Source organism: Micromonospora sp. RHAY321 (genome assembly GCF_023896955.1).
GTDB lineage: Bacteria > Actinomycetota > Actinomycetes > Mycobacteriales > Micromonosporaceae > Micromonospora.
In genome coordinates this window covers 16,803-33,691 of record NZ_JAMHIW010000017.1, presented here as the reverse complement: position 1 = coordinate 33,691, position 16,889 = coordinate 16,803, and the positions used below count along the sequence as shown (strand labels likewise).

Sequence of the window (16,889 nt, the reverse complement as noted above, 5' to 3'; positions counted from 1 at the left end):
GTCGCGGCAACCCGGCCTCCGGCATGCCCGAAATACGACCAGCTGCGCGGCCGTGGACCCGATCCCGGCGGCCAGCGGCGACCGAAGGAGAACCATGTCACGCACCGCCGCACCGGCCATTCCGCGCCGTGCCGACGTCGAGGAGGCCGCCCGCTGGCTCTCCCGTCGGGTGGTCCGTACCCCGGTGCTGCGATCCCCGGTGATCGACCGGCTGGCCGGGGCCCGCGTCCTGCTCAAGGCGGAGAACCTCCAGGACGGCGGGTCGTACAAGATGCGCGGCGCGCTGCGGGCGGTCGGGCGGCTCTCCGCGGCCGGCCATGAGGGGGTGATCGCGCAGAGCACCGGCAACCACGCGGTGGCGGTGGCGTTGGCCGCCCGGCAGCACGGGCTCGCGGCCACGGTGGTGCTGCCGGTTGACGCGGCGCGGACCAAGGTCGACCGGGCGCGGGCGGCCGGCGCGCGGGTGGTGTTCGCCGGCACCAGCGTCGACGAGCGGGTCACCGTGGCCCGGAAGCTCAGCGACGAGACGGGCCACCCCGTCATCGACGCGTACGACCACGCCGATGTGATCGCCGGGCAGGGCAGCGCCAGCCTGGAGCTGATCGAGCAGGCCGAGCGCGCCGGCACCCCACTGGACACGCTGGTGGTACCGGTCGGTGGCGGCGGTGGGGTGGCCGGCGCGTGCCTGGCCGCCGCCGGCACGGGCATCGAGGTGTACGGCGTCGAACCGGTGGGCTGCGACTCGCTGGCCCGCAGCCTCGCGGCCGGCGAGCGCGTTCCCGTCGCGCCGGCGCCCACGATCGCCGACGGCCTGCGGCCCTCCTGCGTGGGCGAACTGCCGTTCGCCATTCTGCGGACCGCCGTGCGCGGGGTCGTCCGCGTCGACGACGAGGAGATCGCGGCGGCGTTCCGGCTGCTCCTGATGGAGCTGAAGGTGCTCGCCGAGCCGTCCGGGGCGGCGGGCCTGGCCGGCGCGCTGCGTCTGCCCGCCGAGGCGGGCGGGGAGCGGCGACGGACGGTCGGCGTGGTGCTGACGGGCGGAAATGTGGAGGCGGCGATGGTGGCCCGGTTGATGGTCCAGCGGCTCGCCGAGCCGACGACTGTGGAAGGAGCGGCGGCATGAGCGCGCCGATTCGGATCGGAATCCTGTTCGGTGGCCCGTCTGCGGAGCACGAGGTCTCCTGCGCCTCCGCGCTCGGTGTGGCCCGAGCGCTGGCCGGCGGTGGGTACCGCACGGTCGCCATCGGCGTCACCCGTACCGGCGGGTTCCGGCTGATGCCCGACGCCGTGCTGGCCGAGTTGCGCGACCGGCCCGCCGCCGAGCGGGCCATCGACGACCGGCTGACGGTGACCGGGCCGGCGGTCGAGCTGCGGTCCAGCCCTCGGCCGGGCATCGTCCAGGTGTCCGCCGCGAACGCCCCCGGCGCGGTGCACGCCGAGCTGGACGTGATCTTCCCCGTGCTGCACGGCCCGTTCGGTGAGGACGGGGTGGTGCAGGGGCTGCTGGAATCGCTGGACGTGCCGTACGTCGGGTGCGGCATCCTCGCCTCGGCGGTGGGCATGAACAAGGTGGCGATGAAGCGCGCCCTGCGCGCCGACGGCATCCCGATCACCCCGCACGTCGCGTTCGACGCGCACACCTTCCGGGCCACCGAGGACCCGGAGAAGCTGGTGCTGGGGCTGCGCCGTCCGCTCTTCGTCAAGCCGGCCAGCATGGGCTCCTCGATCGGCATCTCCCGGGTCGGCGAGGGCGACGACCTGGCCGCCGCCATCGAGGAGGCGCTCCGGCACGACCAGCTCGTCATGGTCGAGCAGGGTGTCACCGGCCGGGAGTTGGAGTGCGCGGTGCTCGGCGGTTGGCGCCCGGAGGCGTCGGCGGTGGGGGAGGTGCGGGTCTCCGGCGGCTGGTTCGACTACCAGCAGAAGTATTTCGGCGACGCCGACCCGATGATCGTCCCGGCCGTGCTGCCGGACGAGGTGACCGAGCGGGTTCGCGAGCTGTCGCTGCGCGCGTTCGCCGCGATCGGCGGCTGGGGCCTGGCCCGGGTCGACTTCCTCTACGACGAGACGACCGGCGAGCTGTTCGTCAACGAGCTGAACACGATGCCCGGCTTCACGGCGCACTCCATGTACCCGAAGGTGTGGGCGGCAGCCGGCGTCGGCTACCGCGAGGTGGTGGACCGGCTGGTCGAGCTGGCCCGTACCCGGCACGCGGGGCGCGCCGCGACCGCCGCCCGGAGCGCCCGATGATCCTGCTCTCCGACCCTCGGGTGTCGGCGGTGCCGAGCGTCGACGACGGTGAACCGCTGGTGGACCTGCGTGAGCTGCCGGACCTGCGACTGGACGGTCGGGCGGCCGACGCGTCCGGCGCGTACGCCCGGCTGCGTGCCGGTGTCGCGGACCGGCTGCTGGCCGCGCAGCGCGCCCTGCCCGCCGGGGTGCGCCTGCTGGTCATCGAGGGGTACCGGCCGTACGCGGCCCAACTGGCCATCTTCGCCGGTTACCGGGACGAGCTGCGCCGGCGGCACCCGGAATGGTCGCCGCAGCGGCTGCACCGGGAGACCAGCAAGTTCGTCTCGCCGGTCGAGGTGGCCCCGCACAGCACCGGTGGGGCGGTGGACCTGACCCTGTGCACCGACGACGGCGTGGAGCTGGATCTCGGCACGGCCGTCGACGCCACCCCCGAGGACAGCGCGGAGGCGTGCTTCACCGCCGCCCCCACCATCGGCGCGACCGCCCGCCGTCACCGGCAGCTCATGGCCGAGGCGCTCGGCGGCGTCGGGCTGGTGAACTACCCGACCGAGTGGTGGCACTGGTCGTACGGCGACCGTTACTGGGCGCTGACCACCGGGGCGGCGCACACCCGGTACGGGCCGGTGGATCTGGCCGCCGCGCGATCGGTGCCCGTGTCGGCTGAACGGTAGGGCGCTCCCGTCCGTACCAGGCGGTGAAGGACACCACCGAGGACGGGAGTGACGGCGATGAGGGTGCAGCGCAAGCACGTGCTGGCGGCGACCGTGGCGGTGCTCGCCGCGGCGGGCGTGGCGGTGGGGACCGGCTTCGGGTTCGCCGGAACCGCACCGGCGGCCCGGTCCGTCTGCTCGGGCTCGGTCACCTTCTCGGCGGAGGGCGGTGCGCCGGCGGCGACCAGCGACCGGTTCCCGGTGGGTACCCGGCTGCGGGTGACCAACCTGGACAACAACCGGGCGGCCACGGTGACGGTGACCGGCCCGTCGGGCAGTTGCGTGCTGCTCAACGCCGCCGCCATGGAGCTGGTGCGGGAGCCGGGCAAGAACGTGATCCGCCGTAACGTGGTGGAACGGCTCGACGGTGAGGTCGCGCCGCCCGCCGCGCCTCCGGCCGCCGGCACGGTGCGTCCCGGCGCCGCGTCGCCCGGCGCGTCCGGCCCGGCGCCCCGCTCGGCCTGCTCGGGCGCGATCACCTTCTTCGCCGAGGATGCGGCGCCGGCGGCAACCAGTGGCCAGTTCCCGGTGGGTACCCGGCTGCGGGTGACCAACCTGGACAACAACCGGGTGACCACGGTGACGGTGACCGGCCCGTCGGGCAGTTGTGTGCTGCTCAACTCGGCCGCGATGGACCAGATCCGCGAGCCGGGCAAGAACCTGGTCCGTCGCAACACCGTCGAGGTGCTGCGCTGACGGTGACGGTCGGGAAGGGCACCTTCTGACGCATCAGGAGGTGCCCTTCCTCCGCTCAGCCGAAGGCGGCGTCGAGGATGTCGGCGCCCCGGGTGAGGTGCGCGTCGGAGATGACCAGCGGGGGCAGGAAGCGCAGCACGTTGCCGTACGTGCCGCAGGTCAGGGTGAGCAGGCCGGCGGCGTGGCAGGCGGCCGAGACCGCCGCGGTGCTGATCGGGTCGGGGATGAGGGTGCCGGGCTGCACCAGCTCCACGGCGAGCATCGCGCCCCGCCCGCGTACCTCGGCGATCCGGGGGTCCCGCTCGGCGACGGCCCGTAGCCGGGGGGCCAGCACGGCCTCGATCCGGCGGGCCGCGTCGGCCAGGTCCAGCTCGTGCATGGTCTCGATGGTGGCCAGAGCGGCGGCGCAGGCGATCGGGTTGCCACCGTAGGTGCCGCCGAGCCCGCCGACGTGCACCGCGTCCATCAACTCGGCCCGGCCGGTCACCGCCGCCAGCGGCAGGCCGCCGGCGATGCCCTTGGCCAGGGTGATCAGGTCGGGTTCGACGCCCTCGTGCTGGCAGGCGAACCAGTCCCCGGTACGGCAGAAGCCGGTCTGGATCTCGTCGGCGACGAAGACCACGCCGGCTGCCGTGGCCCAGTCCCGCAGCGCCGGCAGGAAGCCCGGAGCGGGCACCACGAAACCGCCCTCACCCTGGATCGGCTCGATCAGCAGCGCGGCGACGTTCTCCGCGCCGACCTGCTTCTCGATCATCTCGACGGCCCGCGCAGCCGCCTCCGCGCCGGACAGGCCGCCGTCGCGCAGCGGGTACGACATCGGCACCCGGTAGATCTCCCCGGCGAACGGCCCGAACCGGTGCTTGTACGGCATGTTCTTCGCGGTCAACGCCATCGTCAGGTTGGTCCGGCCGTGGTACGCGTGGTCGAAGACCACCACCGCCGGTCGCCCCGTGGCGTGCCGGGCGATCTTGACGGCGTTCTCCACCGCCTCCGCGCCGGAGTTGAACAGCGCCGAGCGCTTCTCGAACCCGCCCGGCGTCAGCGCGTTGAGCTGCTCGCACACCGCCACGTACGACTCGTACGGCGCGACCATGAAGCAGGTGTGCGTGAACCGCTCGGCCTGCGCCCGTACCGCCTCGACCACCTTCGGTGCCGAGTTGCCGACGCTGGTCACCGCGATGCCGGCGGCGAAGTCGATCCACTCCCGGCCGTCCACGTCGGTGATCGTTCCGCCACCAGCGCTGTCCACGTAGGACGCGATGACGCTGCCGACCCCCCGCGCGACGGCACCACCACGCCGCTTGTGCAGCTCGTCGGATGTGGTCATGGGTCAGCCCTCGATGTTGTGCATGACGTGCTTGATGCGGGTGTAGTCCTCCAGGCTGTAGACCGACAGGTCCTTGCCGTGCCCGGAGTGCTTGAACCCGCCGTGCGGCATCTCCGAGACGAACGGGATGTGGGTGTTCACCCAGACGCAGCCGAAGTCCAGCCGCCGGGTCATCCGCATCGCCCGGCCGTGGTCCTTCGTCCAGACCGACGCCGAGAGGCCGTAGTCGACGCCGTTGGCCCAGCGCACCGCCTCGTCCTCGTCGGAGAAGCGCTGCACGGTGATGACCGGCCCGAACACCTCGTCCTGGATGATCTCGTCGGCCTGGCGCAACCCGGAGACCACGGTCGGGGAGTAGAAGTAGCCGCGCTCGCCCTGCCGGGACCCGCCGCTCTGGATCGCCGCGTGGTCCGGCAGCCGGTCGACGAAGCCGCTGACCCGGGCGAGCTGGTTGGCGTTGTTCAGCGGGCCGTAGAGCACGTCGGCGTCGTCCGGGGCGCCGGTCTTCGTGTTGCGGGCCTGCTCGGCGAGCGCCGCCACGAAGTCGTCGTGGATGCCCGGGCCGGCCAGCACGCGGGTGGCCGCCGTGCAGTCCTGCCCGGCGTTGAAGTAGCCGCCCAGCGCGATGGCCTCGGCCGCCGCCGCCACGTCCGCGTCGTCGAAGATGACCACCGGGGCCTTGCCGCCCAGCTCCAGGTGGGTCCGCTTCAGGTCGGGGGCCGCCGCGGCGGCGACCTCCATGCCCGCGCGGGTGGAGCCGGTGATCGACACCAGCTGCGGGGTCGGGTGCGAGACGAGGGCACGACCGGTGTCCCGGTCACCGCAGACCACGTTGAACACACCCGGCGGGAAGAACTCGGCGGCGATCTCGGCGAGCAGCAGCGTCGACACCGGCGTGGTGTCCGACGGCTTGAGCACCACCGTGTTGCCGGCGGCGAGCGCCGGGGCGATCTTCCAGACGGCCATCATGAGCGGGTAGTTCCACGGGGTGACCTGGGCGCAGACGCCGATCGGCTCACGCCGCACGTACGAGGTGTGCCCCGCCATGTACTCACCGGCGGATCGCCCCTCCAGCAGCCGGGCGGCGCCGGCGAAGAAGCGGAACTGGTCCACCGCCGGCGGCAGCTCCTCCTCGGCGGTGAGCTGGCGCGGCTTGCCGGTGTTGCGGACCTCGGCGTCGACCAGCTCGGCCGCCCGGGCCTCCACGGCGTCGGCGAGCTTGAGCATCGCCCGCTGCCGCTCGGCCGGTGTCACCTCCCGCCAGCTCTCGAACGCGGTCGCGGCGGCGGTCATCGCCGCGTCCACGTCGGCGGCGCCGGAGACCGGGGCCTGGGCGAACACCTCGCCCGTGCAGGGGTCGATCAGGTCGGCGTAGCCGCCGTCGGCCGGTTCGACGTAGGAGCCGTTGACGAAGTTGCGCAGCTGCTGCTGGTCACTCATGACGGGAACTCTCCGAAGGGGGCCGGGGGTGCGATTCTGCGGCGGTTATCGCAATCTGTCTGCCATCTTGGCTACTGAATTCGCGGCAGACAAGGGCTACGGCGACTGTTTCCGTCGGCTGGTTCCTCGTCTACGCTGCTCGGCGTGGAGCCCGCAGCCTTCTTCGTCGCCTCCCGCCCCGCCCACGGCGAGGGCGAGCTGACCGTCCACCACCCGTACGACGGTCGCCCGGTGGGGCGTACCACCCTCGCCACGGCCGACCAGGTCGAGGCCGCCGTCGCCGCGGCGGCCGGGGTGGCCGCGCAGGCCGCGGCCCTGCCCGCGCACGCCCGGGCGGCGGCCCTGGACCACGTGTCCCGACGGCTCGCCGAACGCGCCGAGGAGGTCGCGGCGCTGATCACCGCCGAGAACGGCAAGCCGGTGAAGTGGGCCCGAGCCGAGGTCGGGCGGGCGGTGTCCACCTTCCGGTGGGCCGCCGAGGAGGCCCGGCGTTTCTCCGGGGAGCTGCAACGACTCGACACCGACCCGGCCGCCAGCGGTCGGATCGCGCTGGTCCGGCGGGTGCCGAAGGGGCCGGTGCTCGGCATCGCGCCGTTCAACTTCCCGCTCAACCTGGTCGCGCACAAGGTGGCACCGGCAATCGCGGTCGGCGCGCCCATCATCGTCAAGCCGGCCCCGGCGACCCCACTGTCGGCTCTGCTGCTCGGCGAGCTGCTGGCCGAGACCGAGCTGCCGGCTGGCATGTTCTCGGTCCTGCCGCTGCCGAACTCCCGCGCCGCCGAGCTGGTCACCGACCCCCGCCTGCCGGTGGTGTCGTTCACCGGGTCCGGGCCGGTCGGCGCGGCCATCCGCCGGCAGGTGCCGGAGAAGCACGTGACGCTGGAGTTGGGCGGCAACGCGGCGGCGGTGATCTGCGCGGACTGGACCTCGGACGAGGATCTGACCTTCGCCGCGCAGCGGATCGCCACGTTCGCCAACTACCAGGCCGGGCAGTCGTGCATCGCGGTCCAGCGGGTGTACGTGCACCACACGCTCTTCGCGGACTTCCTGCCCCGGCTGGTGGCCGCGGTGCGCGCACTGCGTACGGGTGACCCCGCCGCGGAGTCGACGGACGTGGGGCCGATGGTGTCCGAGGACGCGGCCCGCCGGGTCGAGACGTGGGTGGGCGAGGCGGTCGCGGCCGGCGCCACCGTCGAGGTGGGCGGCGCCCGCGACGGCGCGACCTACCCGCCAACCGTGCTGACCGGTGTGCCGGCGGACGCCAAGGTCGTCGCCGAGGAGGTGTTCGGGCCGGTGCTGGTGGTCGCCCCGGTCGCCGACGACCAGGCCGCGTTCACCGCGGTCAACGATTCGGTGTACGGGTTGCAGGCGGGCGTGTTCACCCGGCGCCTCGACGTGGCCTTCGCCGCCGCGCGGTCGCTGGAGGTGGGCGGGGTGATCGTCGGCGACGTGCCGTCGTACCGGGCCGACCAGATGCCGTACGGCGGGGTCAAGGGCAGCGGCATCGGCCGGGAAGGGCTGCGCAGCGCCATGGACGACTACACCGAGCCGAGGGTCATGGTCCTGACCGGGCTCGCGCTCTAGCCGGCCTGCCAGGTGCCGTCGGCGCGCACCCTTGCCGGCGCACGACCGAGCAGCAGGGTGGTCAGCGCGGCGTCGATGGTGTCGCCCAGGAACCACTCGCCGGCCTGATCGAGCGCGAAGATCCGGCCGCGCTCGTCCACCGCGAGGATGCTGTCCTGCTGCTCGGTGCCGATCGGGAAGAGCCGCACGCCGAGCACCGCACCGAAGTCGGCGAGCGTGTCGGCGGTGTGCGCGATGGTGTGCGGGCGGATGTCGAAGCGGGAGATCCACACCTGCTCGCCCGGGCCGCGGCGGGCACCGACCAGGCTGGGAAACGCGGTCAGCGTCTCCGTGACGGCGGGAAAGACCTCGTGGCGGTGAGCCCGCCCGGGCACGGCGGTGACGTCCCGTACGGCCGCGGCGGCCATGAGTTGGTCCCCGAGGTGGGGCCGCCAACCGGCCGCCACCAGCGCGTTGGCCACCTCCGGAGGGAAGCGGCCGGGATCAGGGTCGGGCTCCGTCGGCGGGTACCAGGCTTCGGTGTACGCCCGAGCTGACTCGGGCAGAACGTTGGCGCGTACCAGGAAGTTGATGCACGAGTCGCAGGGCCGGTCGGCGGGACCACCTGCCGGATCACCCGGCTCGCGGATCCGGAAGATCTCGAACCGGGCGCCGTCCAGCAGTGCGGCGGCCTCGGCCCGACCCATCGGCGCGATGCCCTCGGTCGTCCGCCGGTGGTCGTACTCGTGCAGCACGTCGGAAACCACGATCAGCTCGGCATGGCCCTCGCCGCCGCGAACCAGCTCGCCAGGTGGCAGCTCATCCAGGTAGGCGCGGATGAGCGGGTGGTGGTTCAGCGGGACGTCGCCCTTCGTACCCTGGGCTGTCCAAATGCGACCGTCGATGGTCAGATGCGCGGTGGTGTTCGGGGTGGCGGCTCGATGGATCTCCCGGACCAGCAGGCTCGACTGGTCGACGGTGCGCGCGGCGGTGGGCCCGGTGGGCTGGCTGCGTCGGTACATGTCCGCCACGACGGTGCTCGGCACCCGGGGCCAGGTGGTGACCTTGCCGGTCTGCTTGTCGATGACGGTTGTCGGCAGGTCACCGGGCACTGTCCGTACCTCGGTCGGCACGATGGATGTGATGACGTAGCCGAGGTCGAACTCGTCGACCGTCGGGGTGCACTCGTGGCCGAGGCGCTGGGAATCCCGGTGAGCCCAGACGGCCGCGAGCTGCTCGGCTTGTTGACGGTCGATCACGCACAGAAACTACCGGACCACGCGGGTCGGTGGCACCCGGTATGGTTCGCCCTACCGACGGTGACGGGAGGAGCGGCGGGTGAGCGAACGCGTGGACCGGGACGCCAATCGCGAGCTACGAGCCCGATTCGACGACGTCTACGGCCAGTACCAGCAGCTCAGGTCCGGTTTGGACAGTCTCCAGGCGCGGCTCGCCGAGCTACGGGTGACCCGGCGCTCGGCCGACGGGCAGGTGACCGCCACGGTGGGTGCCCGGGGTGAGCTGATCGCCGTCGAGTTGGACCCGGCCGTCTACCGCGACCGGGACGCCGAGGCCCTGAGCCGGAAGATCACCGAGACGGTCCGCGGCGCCACGGCCGCCGCCACCGAGGCCACCCGCGCGCTGGTCGCCGAGAGCATGCCGGCCGGCTCCGGTTCGGTGGAGTTCCTGCGCACCGGCGACTACGGCGCACTGCTCGGCCGGGCCGACGCGGTGCTCGGGCGGCGCGAGGGGTCGGCATGACCGACGGGCAGCTCTGGCTCGATCCGTCCCGGGCCCGCCGGGGCGGCGCCGACCTGGCCCTGGCAGGCGAGGCGGTGACGGGCCGACGGGCGACGGAGGGCGGCGAGATCGAGGCCGCCAGCGGCGCCCGGCCGTGGGGCCGCGACGACATCGGCGCCGCGTTCGAGCGGAGCTACCGCGGGTTCGAGCAGACCGTGCTGCGGGCCTGGACGGGCATCGGGCATCGGGTCACCGAGCTGGGCACCGACGTGGTGCGCGCGGTCGACGCCAGCGTGCACACCGACGCTGCGAGCGCCGCCCGGTTCGACCGGGCCGCCGACCAGCGCTGACGGCGAGCCGACCCCGATGAGTGTGCTGCCGAGCCCGATTCCGCACCCACTGGACTACGCACCCTGGGACGTGCCCGGCTGGGTCTACGAGGCCCTCGACTGGGCGGTCGGCGTGCAGTGGCCGGAGGGGAACGAGCGGGCCGTCTGGGACGTCGCCGACCAGTGGTACTCCGTCGCCGCCGTGCTCGCCGGCCCGCACGCCGACGCCGCCGCGGCCGCCGCCGAGGTGCGCAGCGGATACGGCGGCGTCGGGCCGGTCGACGCCGCGTTCGAGGCGGCCTGGCGGGGGCTCGCCGAGGGCGACGACGCCCCGCTGCCGGTGCTGCTCGCGGTCACCGCCGACCTGGGCCGTCTGGTCGAGGAGTGCGGCTGCGACATCGAGGGCGCCAAGCTGGAAGTCTGGATCGAGCTGGGCATCCTGGTCGTCGAGTTGCTCGCAGTCGCGGTGGCGGCGGTGCTCACCGCCGGTGCCGCCTCTCCGGCCGCCGGCGCGGCGATCACCGCGACCCGGCTGTTGATCCAGCAGATCTTCAAGCGGCTGATGGGACAGCTTGCCAGCAAGTCCCTCAGGCACGGGCTCAAGGAGGCTGGCGAACGGGCCGCCAAGGAGGTCGCGCGGGGCGGCGTGCGTGGGTTCGCCAAGCGAGCCACCCGGGAAGGGCTGGAGGAGGCGGCCGAGGAAGCCGGCGTCACCCTGGCGACCCAGGCGTACCAGAACTCCACCGGGCGGGCGCACGGCGTGGACCTGGCCGATCTCGGCGCGTCGGCGGTCGGCGGGCTCGCGGGCGGGGCGGTTGCGCCACTGGCCGGCCTGGGCCGCCACGCGACGGGGCGCGCGGCCCGGGTCGGTGAGCACCTGGGCCGGGAAATGACCGGCGAGGTGCTGGCCGAGAACGCCGCCAGCCTGGCCACCGGCCGTGGCCTGACCTCGGTGGAGGACGCGGCGCGGGCCGCCGCGTCCGGTGCCACCGGCTCGGCGACCGGGCAGGCCGACCACGCGTTGCACGCCCGGCTCGACGCGCAGGCCAACGCCCTCGCCGGAGCCTCCCTCGCCGGCCCGTCCCTGGCACCGGTCGACTTCTCCGCGCCGGTTCCCGCAGCGCCCGTGGCTGCGGCCTCGTCTGCCTCACTCGCGCCCGCGTTAGCCTCGCCCCAGGACGTTGCCACGGTGGCTGCGTCGCAGGCGGCGGTCAGCGAGGCCGATGTCAGTTCGTCCGTTGTGATCGACCAGTTGTCGACCCAGGCGGGCGCCACTGTGTCGTACGAGGCCGGCCTGACAGCGCCCGCCGTGTCGGACCTGAACGGGTCATCGGCGTCCACCATCGTTGGATCGCCCACCGTCGACGACGGGCCGAGCCGTTCCGTGACCCCGGCCGAGACCGCCGCGCCATCCCCGGACCAACTCGGGCCGCCCACTGCGGACGGGCCGAGCGCAGCGCCCCCGATCGCCGCCGACCCCACGCTCTCCTCGGTGGCCGCGCCCGTCGCCGGCACCCCCGATCAGACCGGCGGGACAGCCACCAGCGTCGCGCATCCGTCACACGCCTCGACTGCGAGTGCGCTCGCCTCCGGTGGCAACGGTCCCTCCGCGTGGTACCCGTGGGCTGGCACGACGAGCACCCCGACCACGTCCACCGGTGCCACCCCGACGGCCACCGCCGGTGCGGCACCGCCGGTCATGTCCACCGGCCCGCTGGCGGCATCGCACCTCCCGATACGGGAGGCACCTGCCCTGGCGCGCGTACCCGCCCATCCCGCTCGCGGCCGGGCATCGGTCCCGGCCGACGTGGCAGCACCCGCAGAGCTCGACATCGAGAGCAGCGACTGGTACGCGGCCCTGTGGAGGGCCGAGGCGGAAGCCGCCGAGCGGCGGCTCTACCAGGGCTACTACGAGTCGCGACGGACCGAGTTCGAGAACAGCCGCCGACAGGCGGAGGCCAGCCGCCTGCGTGCCCTGGCCGCCGAGCACGATCGCAGGGCCGCCGAGTACGCCAACTACGCCTGGCAACTCCGCCACACCGGTCACCCGCGGTGGGCCGACGGCTGGCAGCGGACCGCGAACGACGAGATGCGGGCGTACGCCGAATTCCGTGACCTGGCCGACGCGGTGCTGGCCGGCGCCAGGGCGCCTTCGGTCGTGGACATCGGCGATGCGGCCTTCCGGCAGGCCAACAAGGACGTGGGCGCCCTCGCCCTCGGCGCGGTGGAGTCAGTCGGCCGGTCCCGACTCACCGGCGACGACGTGCCCCCGCCCATCGACGACTCCCGGCCGTACGGGCAGCCTGGTGGGCTGCGCCCGCCGCTGGCCCTGCACCAGGTGGACGTCGAACGGCAGATGCCCCGCGAGCCCGACGGCAGCATCGTCCGCACCGCCGACCCTCGCCGAGGCGGCTGGTTCCGGCTCCTGAACGACGGTGGTCCCGAGGCCGACGCCACCCGGGGCATCAACTGCCTGGACTGCACCCTGTCGTTGTTCGAGACGTGGGTGCACGGGCGACCACGGGTGTCCGCGCCGCGCACCTTCGACGGCTACCTGGACGGTGACATCCGGCGCCCGATCCGAGGCGAGGCGGGCGGCCCGGGCCGGGTGGAGGACGCGACCGGCGGCCGCTTCCAACAACTCCTCTCCCCGCCCACCGGCCAACCGTCGGACCCCGCGCAGACACGGCGGACCGCCGACCGGGGTTACGCCAACCTGCACGACCAACTGCTGCTGGGAGGCCACGGCAGCTACGCGTTCCTGATCACCGAATGGCCCAACGGCGGCTCGCACGCCTGGGTGGCACTCAACCAGAACGGCACCGTGCTCTACGTCGACCCGCAGACCGGCCTCGTCCGGGACCGACCGCTGTACCCCCACGTGGTCGGCATCGACGCGCTGGTGCTCGATGGGAACGGCCGGCCGATGCCGCTCGGAGGGCTACCGCGAGGGCGGTTCAGCGAGCGTCCAGACCTGCCGGAGCACCCGCCGGCACTCGACGAGGGCGGCCACGGCGACCCGTACATCAACCGGATGTACCTGCTCCTGGACGGCCCCGGCTCAGCGGAGCACTCGATCACGCCGAACGACGACGCAGCCGTAGTCAGCGGACACGACCAGTTGGCGCTCGAGCTGGCGCAGCTCACGCCTTCGGAGTGGGCGGTGTTGACGAGCTGCCACGACCGTGCGCTGGCTGCTGCCGACCGAATCGAGTCTTCCCTCACCCAAGTCGGGCAGAGGGTCAGCGACGCGCTGGGCTTGAGCGATCCGATCCGGCTACGTGACCGCGGGTCTCGGGTCAAAGGGCTGCAGTCGCTGGCACGGAAGTATGTTGATGAAACGCGTGCGACGCCGATCGAGCCGACGGAGTTCATAGCAAGCGTCAATGATGCCCTGAGGTTCTGCTTCGAGATGCCGTCGGGTGAGCGCTACAGAAAGGCGGTGGAATCGGTCCTCGATGGCCTCATCGAAACCGGCTTCTCCGTGTTGGATTCCGGGTGCAAGAATTTCTGGCGGGAAGGAAACAGGTTCTACGGGTTCAACTGCACCCTTCGTTCGTCCGACGGGATGTTACTTGAGTTGCAACTGCACACCTCCGGGTCACGAAAGGCTTGGCTGGCGACCCACGAGGACTACGAGGTTGTGCGGAGAGCATCAAACAGTCCGGAAGGGAGAGTCGGCGCACTGCTGCGGATGCTCATCGCTAACCGCGAGTACGGCCTACCGGACTGTCTTCCGACTGGGCTGGAGAGCCGCTTCCCAGGCAAAGACGCCACCTTCGCCAAGTGGATCAGCCGAAACATCCATGCGTGGCGCGAGTACCGCGCCTGGTTGGACCGTCAAGGGATGAGCTTCCAGCAAGTCGTGCAGGAGTTGGGGTTGGGGTTGCGTGACTTTCCCGTAGCGACGCAGGTCGCCAGAGAGCTGGAGCAGGAAATTGTTGAGCTACTACGTGATCTACCGGAGCGATGAGAAAGGACCCCCCGCGGGGCTTTTCGTCATGGACTCAGGACGTGGCCAGGCGATCCTCTGGGACCACCGGAAACGAGCATGGGCCTACGATCCGGGACTTGTCGTGCGTTTCCTTGACGACTACCGAAACATCGACCGTTACGACAACGTCGACCGCGCGGTGGCCGAGAGGGTGGCTGAGGCTGTCACCGGTGGTGAGAAGTTGCCCGATGAGAGCCTCATCCGTGCCATGTTCCCCGGAGCCGGAGATAGTGACGACCGGCCGAACTCCGGTAAGCAGTAACGTCGGCGGATCTGCGGTTTCGGCCACCACGGGCACCGGCAGAGGTGATCTCGGTTGCAGAGGGGTTCTGGGATCGGCGAGGGCCGTCGCTTGGCTGACTCCTCGCCGCACGCACGACGCCGAAGCAACGACCTCCGACGGCGGCCCACCCGGACTTTGGCTGTCGGACATGGTCATCGTTTCTGATCGACGGAAGGGTGGGCCAGTGACGGCCAATGACCACGGTGCGGAGGTCGTCGAGGTTAAGCGCCTTAGAACAGGTCCGCCCCGGGGGAAACCGCGAGGCCGGAATAGCATTGAGGCATGGCGAGATCCGGAACGCAGAACAGCAGGTCCAAGGCCTGGGCGTGGCCGGTCGGGATCCTGGTCGGGCTGGCGATCGGCATCCCTTTGTTCGGCTCGTCGGGTGGAGTCGCCTTCGGCATCGCCCTCGGTCTGGTGTTCGCGCTCGCCTTCGGCGCGACCGGGAGCCGGGCCGCCGGCCCGGGTGCTGACGGCGCCGATGGCGGCCCGGATCGCGACGCCCACTCCACCGACACTGGGCCGGTCGTGCCGTCTATGCAGGACGGACCAGACAAAAGGGCCGCCGACGGCGAGCGCCGCGGGTGATCGACTCGAGGTCCAGGACATCGGGGCATCCAGGGCCGTCTGATAGCCCGATATCGCCGATACCGAGTCGATCATGGCCGCCCGCGCCCGCGCCGGCGGCAGGAGCAGGGCCGGGCACGGTGGCGGAGGCGGTGGCCGTACAGGAGGAGTTGCGGCCGCTGGTGGACCTTGTCGGGCCGGGGCCGACGGCGCCCACGACGGTGGCTGGCCTGGACGTCGCGTACGCGCGGAGCGGTGACCTCCTCGCGGCGGCCGTGACCGTGTTGGACGCCCGGACGTTGGCCGTGGTGGATTCCGCGGTCAGCGTGGGCCGGCCCGCGTTCGGCTACGTTCCGGGGCTGTTCGCCTTCCGGGAGCTGCCCGCGTTGCTCGCCGCGCTGGACCGTCTCACGACCCGCCCGGACCTGTTGGTCTGCGACGGGCACGGGCTGGCCCATCCGCGTCGGTTCGGGCTCGCCTGTCACCTCGGCGTGGTCACCGGGCTGCCCGCGATCGGGGTGGGGAAGACGCCGCTGGTCGGCGAGTGGGCGCCGCCGCCCGCCCGTCGGGGTGCCTGGTCACCGCTGCGCGACGGCGGCGAGGTCGTCGGCCGGGTGCTGCGGACCCGGGACGGAGTCAAGCCGGTGTTCGTGAGCGTCGGGCACCGGATGAGCCTGGAGAACGCCACGGCGCAGGTGCTCGCGCTGACCCCGCGCTACCGCCTGCCGGAGACCACCCGTACCGCCGACCGGCTCTGTCGGGACGCCCTGGCCGGTGCACGCTAGCCCGGTGCCGGGCACCCTCGACAGGTCCGCGAGCTGGGCCGCAAACCGTAACGGCGCACACATCCGGGCCGCTCTATGACCAGGGGTGGGGGTGGGCCGGTAGTAGCCTGACCCGCGGACCCCACCCGGGGAGGAACGGCGAGGTGATCATGACGGTACGTCGGCGCGCGGCGCGACTCGCGGCGGTCTGCGGTCTGGTGGGCGGCCTGGTGCTGCTCGGTGCGTCACCGGCACTGGCCGACGACGACTCGGTCCGGGTGGGTTCGGCCAGCAGCTTCACCGCCGGTGGCTCGGCGCAGGGGGTGAACGTCGCGGTGCGCAAGCGCTCCGACGGGTGCGTCCTGCTGCGTACCGCCCTGGGTCTGCGGCTTGAGGGCCTGCAGCCGGATCAGGTGACGGTGCAGGTCAACGCTGGCGGAACGTGGTTCCCGGTGCCGGTTACCGGCGGTGACGGCAGCGTGGCGACCGCGCAGACCTCACCGGCGAAGCCGACGTTGTGCAAGGGCAAGGGCATCACCGTGCGGTACCGGGTGTCCTTCGCCGCGGGTGCTCCGGGCGGTCGGCTCGCGGTTGTCGGGGCGGCCGCCAGCGCGGCCGGCCAGGAGCTGGGTCGGGGTTCCGACGCGGCGAGGGTGGTGGGCGGCCGGGTTTCCGCGTCACCCACCCCGACGCCGTCGAAGAAGCCGTCGCCCACGCCGAGCGAGGCCGCGCCCGTCGAGGCGGTGAACCCGGCCGCGCTGGGCGTCTCCGGCGCGCCCGACACCACGGCCGCCGCTGCCGAGTCCGGTGGCGGCTCGCCGGTGATGTTCTTCGGCATCGCGATGGTGGCCGTCGGACTGCTGCTCATCGTGCTGCTGTTCCGTCGCTCGCGGCAGGACCGGACGCCGACCGACGGCACCCCGGGGCCTCTGCCGGTTAACCCCGGTGGCACCACCTACCGCTCCGGCGGTGGGTCGCCGGCCGTGCCCGGCCAGACCGGCGGCGTGTACGGCCAGCAGCCGCAACCCGACGTCTACGGCACAGTGCCCGCTCCCCGGCCGGCCACGGGCGGGGTCTACGGGGCGCGGCCGGCCGGTGCCGCCCCGACGCCCGACGCGACGCAGCCGATGCCGGGCGGTCCGGGAGCCGGGCCGCTGCCCAAGGACCCGCCCGCCGACGGCGGCGACCACACCGTGTTCATGCCCCGGCTCCCCGGCTGAGCG

At 72.8% G+C, this 16,889-nt stretch carries 15 protein-coding genes; 12 read left to right on the top strand and 3 right to left on the bottom strand.

Annotated elements, in window-relative coordinates; all coding sequences use genetic code 11:
- Positions 1-94 precede the first annotated feature (94 nt).
- The 4 genes from M8C17_RS26380 to M8C17_RS26365 are packed head-to-tail and all read left to right on the top strand — an operon-like array spanning position 95 to position 3,659.
- Positions 95-1,123 carry a threonine/serine dehydratase gene (locus tag M8C17_RS26380; RefSeq protein WP_252419256.1) on the top strand — a complete coding sequence of 343 codons (1,029 nt, stop codon included), beginning with the start codon at positions 95-97 and terminating at the stop codon, positions 1,121-1,123.
- Complete coding sequence (locus tag M8C17_RS26375; protein WP_252419255.1) at positions 1,120-2,250, top strand: D-alanine--D-alanine ligase family protein; 1,131 nt, start codon at positions 1,120-1,122, stop codon at positions 2,248-2,250. The genes M8C17_RS26380 and M8C17_RS26375 overlap by 4 nt, the downstream gene beginning before the upstream one ends.
- Entirely contained in the window at positions 2,247-2,924 is a 678-nt protein-coding gene (locus M8C17_RS26370) for a M15 family metallopeptidase (RefSeq protein ID WP_252419254.1), read from the top strand. Before M8C17_RS26375 ends, M8C17_RS26370 begins: the two co-directional genes overlap by 4 nt.
- A 57-nt stretch (positions 2,925-2,981) precedes the next feature.
- Entirely contained in the window at positions 2,982-3,659 is a 678-nt protein-coding gene (locus M8C17_RS26365) for a septal ring lytic transglycosylase RlpA family protein (protein ID WP_252419253.1), read from the top strand.
- A gap of 55 nt (positions 3,660-3,714) precedes the next feature.
- Here the strand turns inward: M8C17_RS26365 and gabT are convergent, their stop codons facing one another.
- Together gabT and M8C17_RS26355 are read right to left on the bottom strand one after the other, a co-directional pair.
- On the bottom strand, positions 3,715-4,986 hold the full coding sequence (gabT, locus tag M8C17_RS26360; protein ID WP_252419252.1) for a 4-aminobutyrate--2-oxoglutarate transaminase: 1,272 nt from the start codon (positions 4,984-4,986) through the stop codon (positions 3,715-3,717).
- A gap of 3 nt (positions 4,987-4,989) precedes the next feature.
- Positions 4,990-6,426 carry a gamma-aminobutyraldehyde dehydrogenase gene (locus M8C17_RS26355; protein WP_252419251.1) on the bottom strand — a complete coding sequence of 479 codons (1,437 nt, stop codon included), beginning with the start codon at positions 6,424-6,426 and terminating at the stop codon, positions 4,990-4,992.
- A 144-nt stretch (positions 6,427-6,570) separates the two neighbouring features.
- On the opposite strand from M8C17_RS26355, the gene M8C17_RS26350 reads away from it, so the two are divergent.
- On the top strand, positions 6,571-8,010 hold the full coding sequence (locus tag M8C17_RS26350; protein WP_252419250.1) for an aldehyde dehydrogenase family protein: 1,440 nt from the start codon (positions 6,571-6,573) through the stop codon (positions 8,008-8,010).
- Here M8C17_RS26350 and M8C17_RS26345 read toward each other — a convergent pair.
- A complete protein-coding gene (locus M8C17_RS26345) occupies positions 8,007-9,248 on the bottom strand; it encodes an SUKH-3 domain-containing protein (RefSeq protein ID WP_252419249.1) in 1,242 nt (413 codons plus the stop codon). The genes M8C17_RS26350 and M8C17_RS26345 overlap by 4 nt on opposite strands.
- 79 nt (positions 9,249-9,327) lie before the next feature.
- On the opposite strand from M8C17_RS26345, the gene M8C17_RS26340 reads away from it, so the two are divergent.
- From M8C17_RS26340 to M8C17_RS26310, 7 genes are all read left to right on the top strand, one after another.
- Positions 9,328-9,750 (top strand): YbaB/EbfC family nucleoid-associated protein, encoded by a 423-nt coding sequence (locus M8C17_RS26340; protein WP_252419248.1) that lies wholly within the window; start codon positions 9,328-9,330, stop codon positions 9,748-9,750.
- Positions 9,747-10,079 (top strand): hypothetical protein, encoded by a 333-nt coding sequence (locus tag M8C17_RS26335; RefSeq protein ID WP_252419247.1) that lies wholly within the window; start codon positions 9,747-9,749, stop codon positions 10,077-10,079. The genes M8C17_RS26340 and M8C17_RS26335 overlap by 4 nt, the downstream gene beginning before the upstream one ends.
- 16 nt (positions 10,080-10,095) lie before the next feature.
- Positions 10,096-14,031, top strand: a complete 3,936-nt coding sequence (locus M8C17_RS26330; protein ID WP_252419246.1) for a toxin glutamine deamidase domain-containing protein — start codon at positions 10,096-10,098, stop codon at positions 14,029-14,031.
- Positions 14,000-14,314: a hypothetical protein gene (locus tag M8C17_RS26325; RefSeq protein ID WP_252419245.1), complete on the top strand. Its 315-nt coding sequence runs from the start codon at positions 14,000-14,002 to the stop codon at positions 14,312-14,314. The genes M8C17_RS26330 and M8C17_RS26325 overlap by 32 nt, the downstream gene beginning before the upstream one ends.
- A 303-nt stretch (positions 14,315-14,617) precedes the next feature.
- On the top strand, positions 14,618-14,923 hold the full coding sequence (locus M8C17_RS26320; protein WP_252419244.1) for a hypothetical protein: 306 nt from the start codon (positions 14,618-14,620) through the stop codon (positions 14,921-14,923).
- Between the two features lie 59 nt (positions 14,924-14,982).
- Complete coding sequence (gene nfi / locus M8C17_RS26315; protein WP_374559274.1) at positions 14,983-15,687, top strand: deoxyribonuclease V; 705 nt, start codon at positions 14,983-14,985, stop codon at positions 15,685-15,687.
- A 149-nt stretch (positions 15,688-15,836) separates the two neighbouring features.
- Entirely contained in the window at positions 15,837-16,886 is a 1,050-nt protein-coding gene (locus M8C17_RS26310) for a hypothetical protein (protein WP_252419242.1), read from the top strand.
- Positions 16,887-16,889 lie beyond the last annotated feature (3 nt).

Coding starts and splice junctions, on each gene's coding strand:
- M8C17_RS26355 (WP_252419251.1), bottom strand. CDS start 6,426: ATGAGTGACCAGCAGCAGCTGCGCAACTTCGTCAACGGCTCCTACGTC.
- M8C17_RS26310 (WP_252419242.1), top strand. CDS start 15,837: ATGACGGTACGTCGGCGCGCGGCGCGACTCGCGGCGGTCTGCGGTCTG.
- gabT (WP_252419252.1), bottom strand. CDS start 4,986: ATGACCACATCCGACGAGCTGCACAAGCGGCGTGGTGGTGCCGTCGCG.
- M8C17_RS26375 (WP_252419255.1), top strand. CDS start 1,120: ATGAGCGCGCCGATTCGGATCGGAATCCTGTTCGGTGGCCCGTCTGCG.
- M8C17_RS26370 (WP_252419254.1), top strand. CDS start 2,247: ATGATCCTGCTCTCCGACCCTCGGGTGTCGGCGGTGCCGAGCGTCGAC.
- M8C17_RS26335 (WP_252419247.1), top strand. CDS start 9,747: ATGACCGACGGGCAGCTCTGGCTCGATCCGTCCCGGGCCCGCCGGGGC.
- M8C17_RS26320 (WP_252419244.1), top strand. CDS start 14,618: ATGGCGAGATCCGGAACGCAGAACAGCAGGTCCAAGGCCTGGGCGTGG.
- M8C17_RS26380 (WP_252419256.1), top strand. CDS start 95: ATGTCACGCACCGCCGCACCGGCCATTCCGCGCCGTGCCGACGTCGAG.
- M8C17_RS26330 (WP_252419246.1), top strand. CDS start 10,096: ATGAGTGTGCTGCCGAGCCCGATTCCGCACCCACTGGACTACGCACCC.
- M8C17_RS26365 (WP_252419253.1), top strand. CDS start 2,982: ATGAGGGTGCAGCGCAAGCACGTGCTGGCGGCGACCGTGGCGGTGCTC.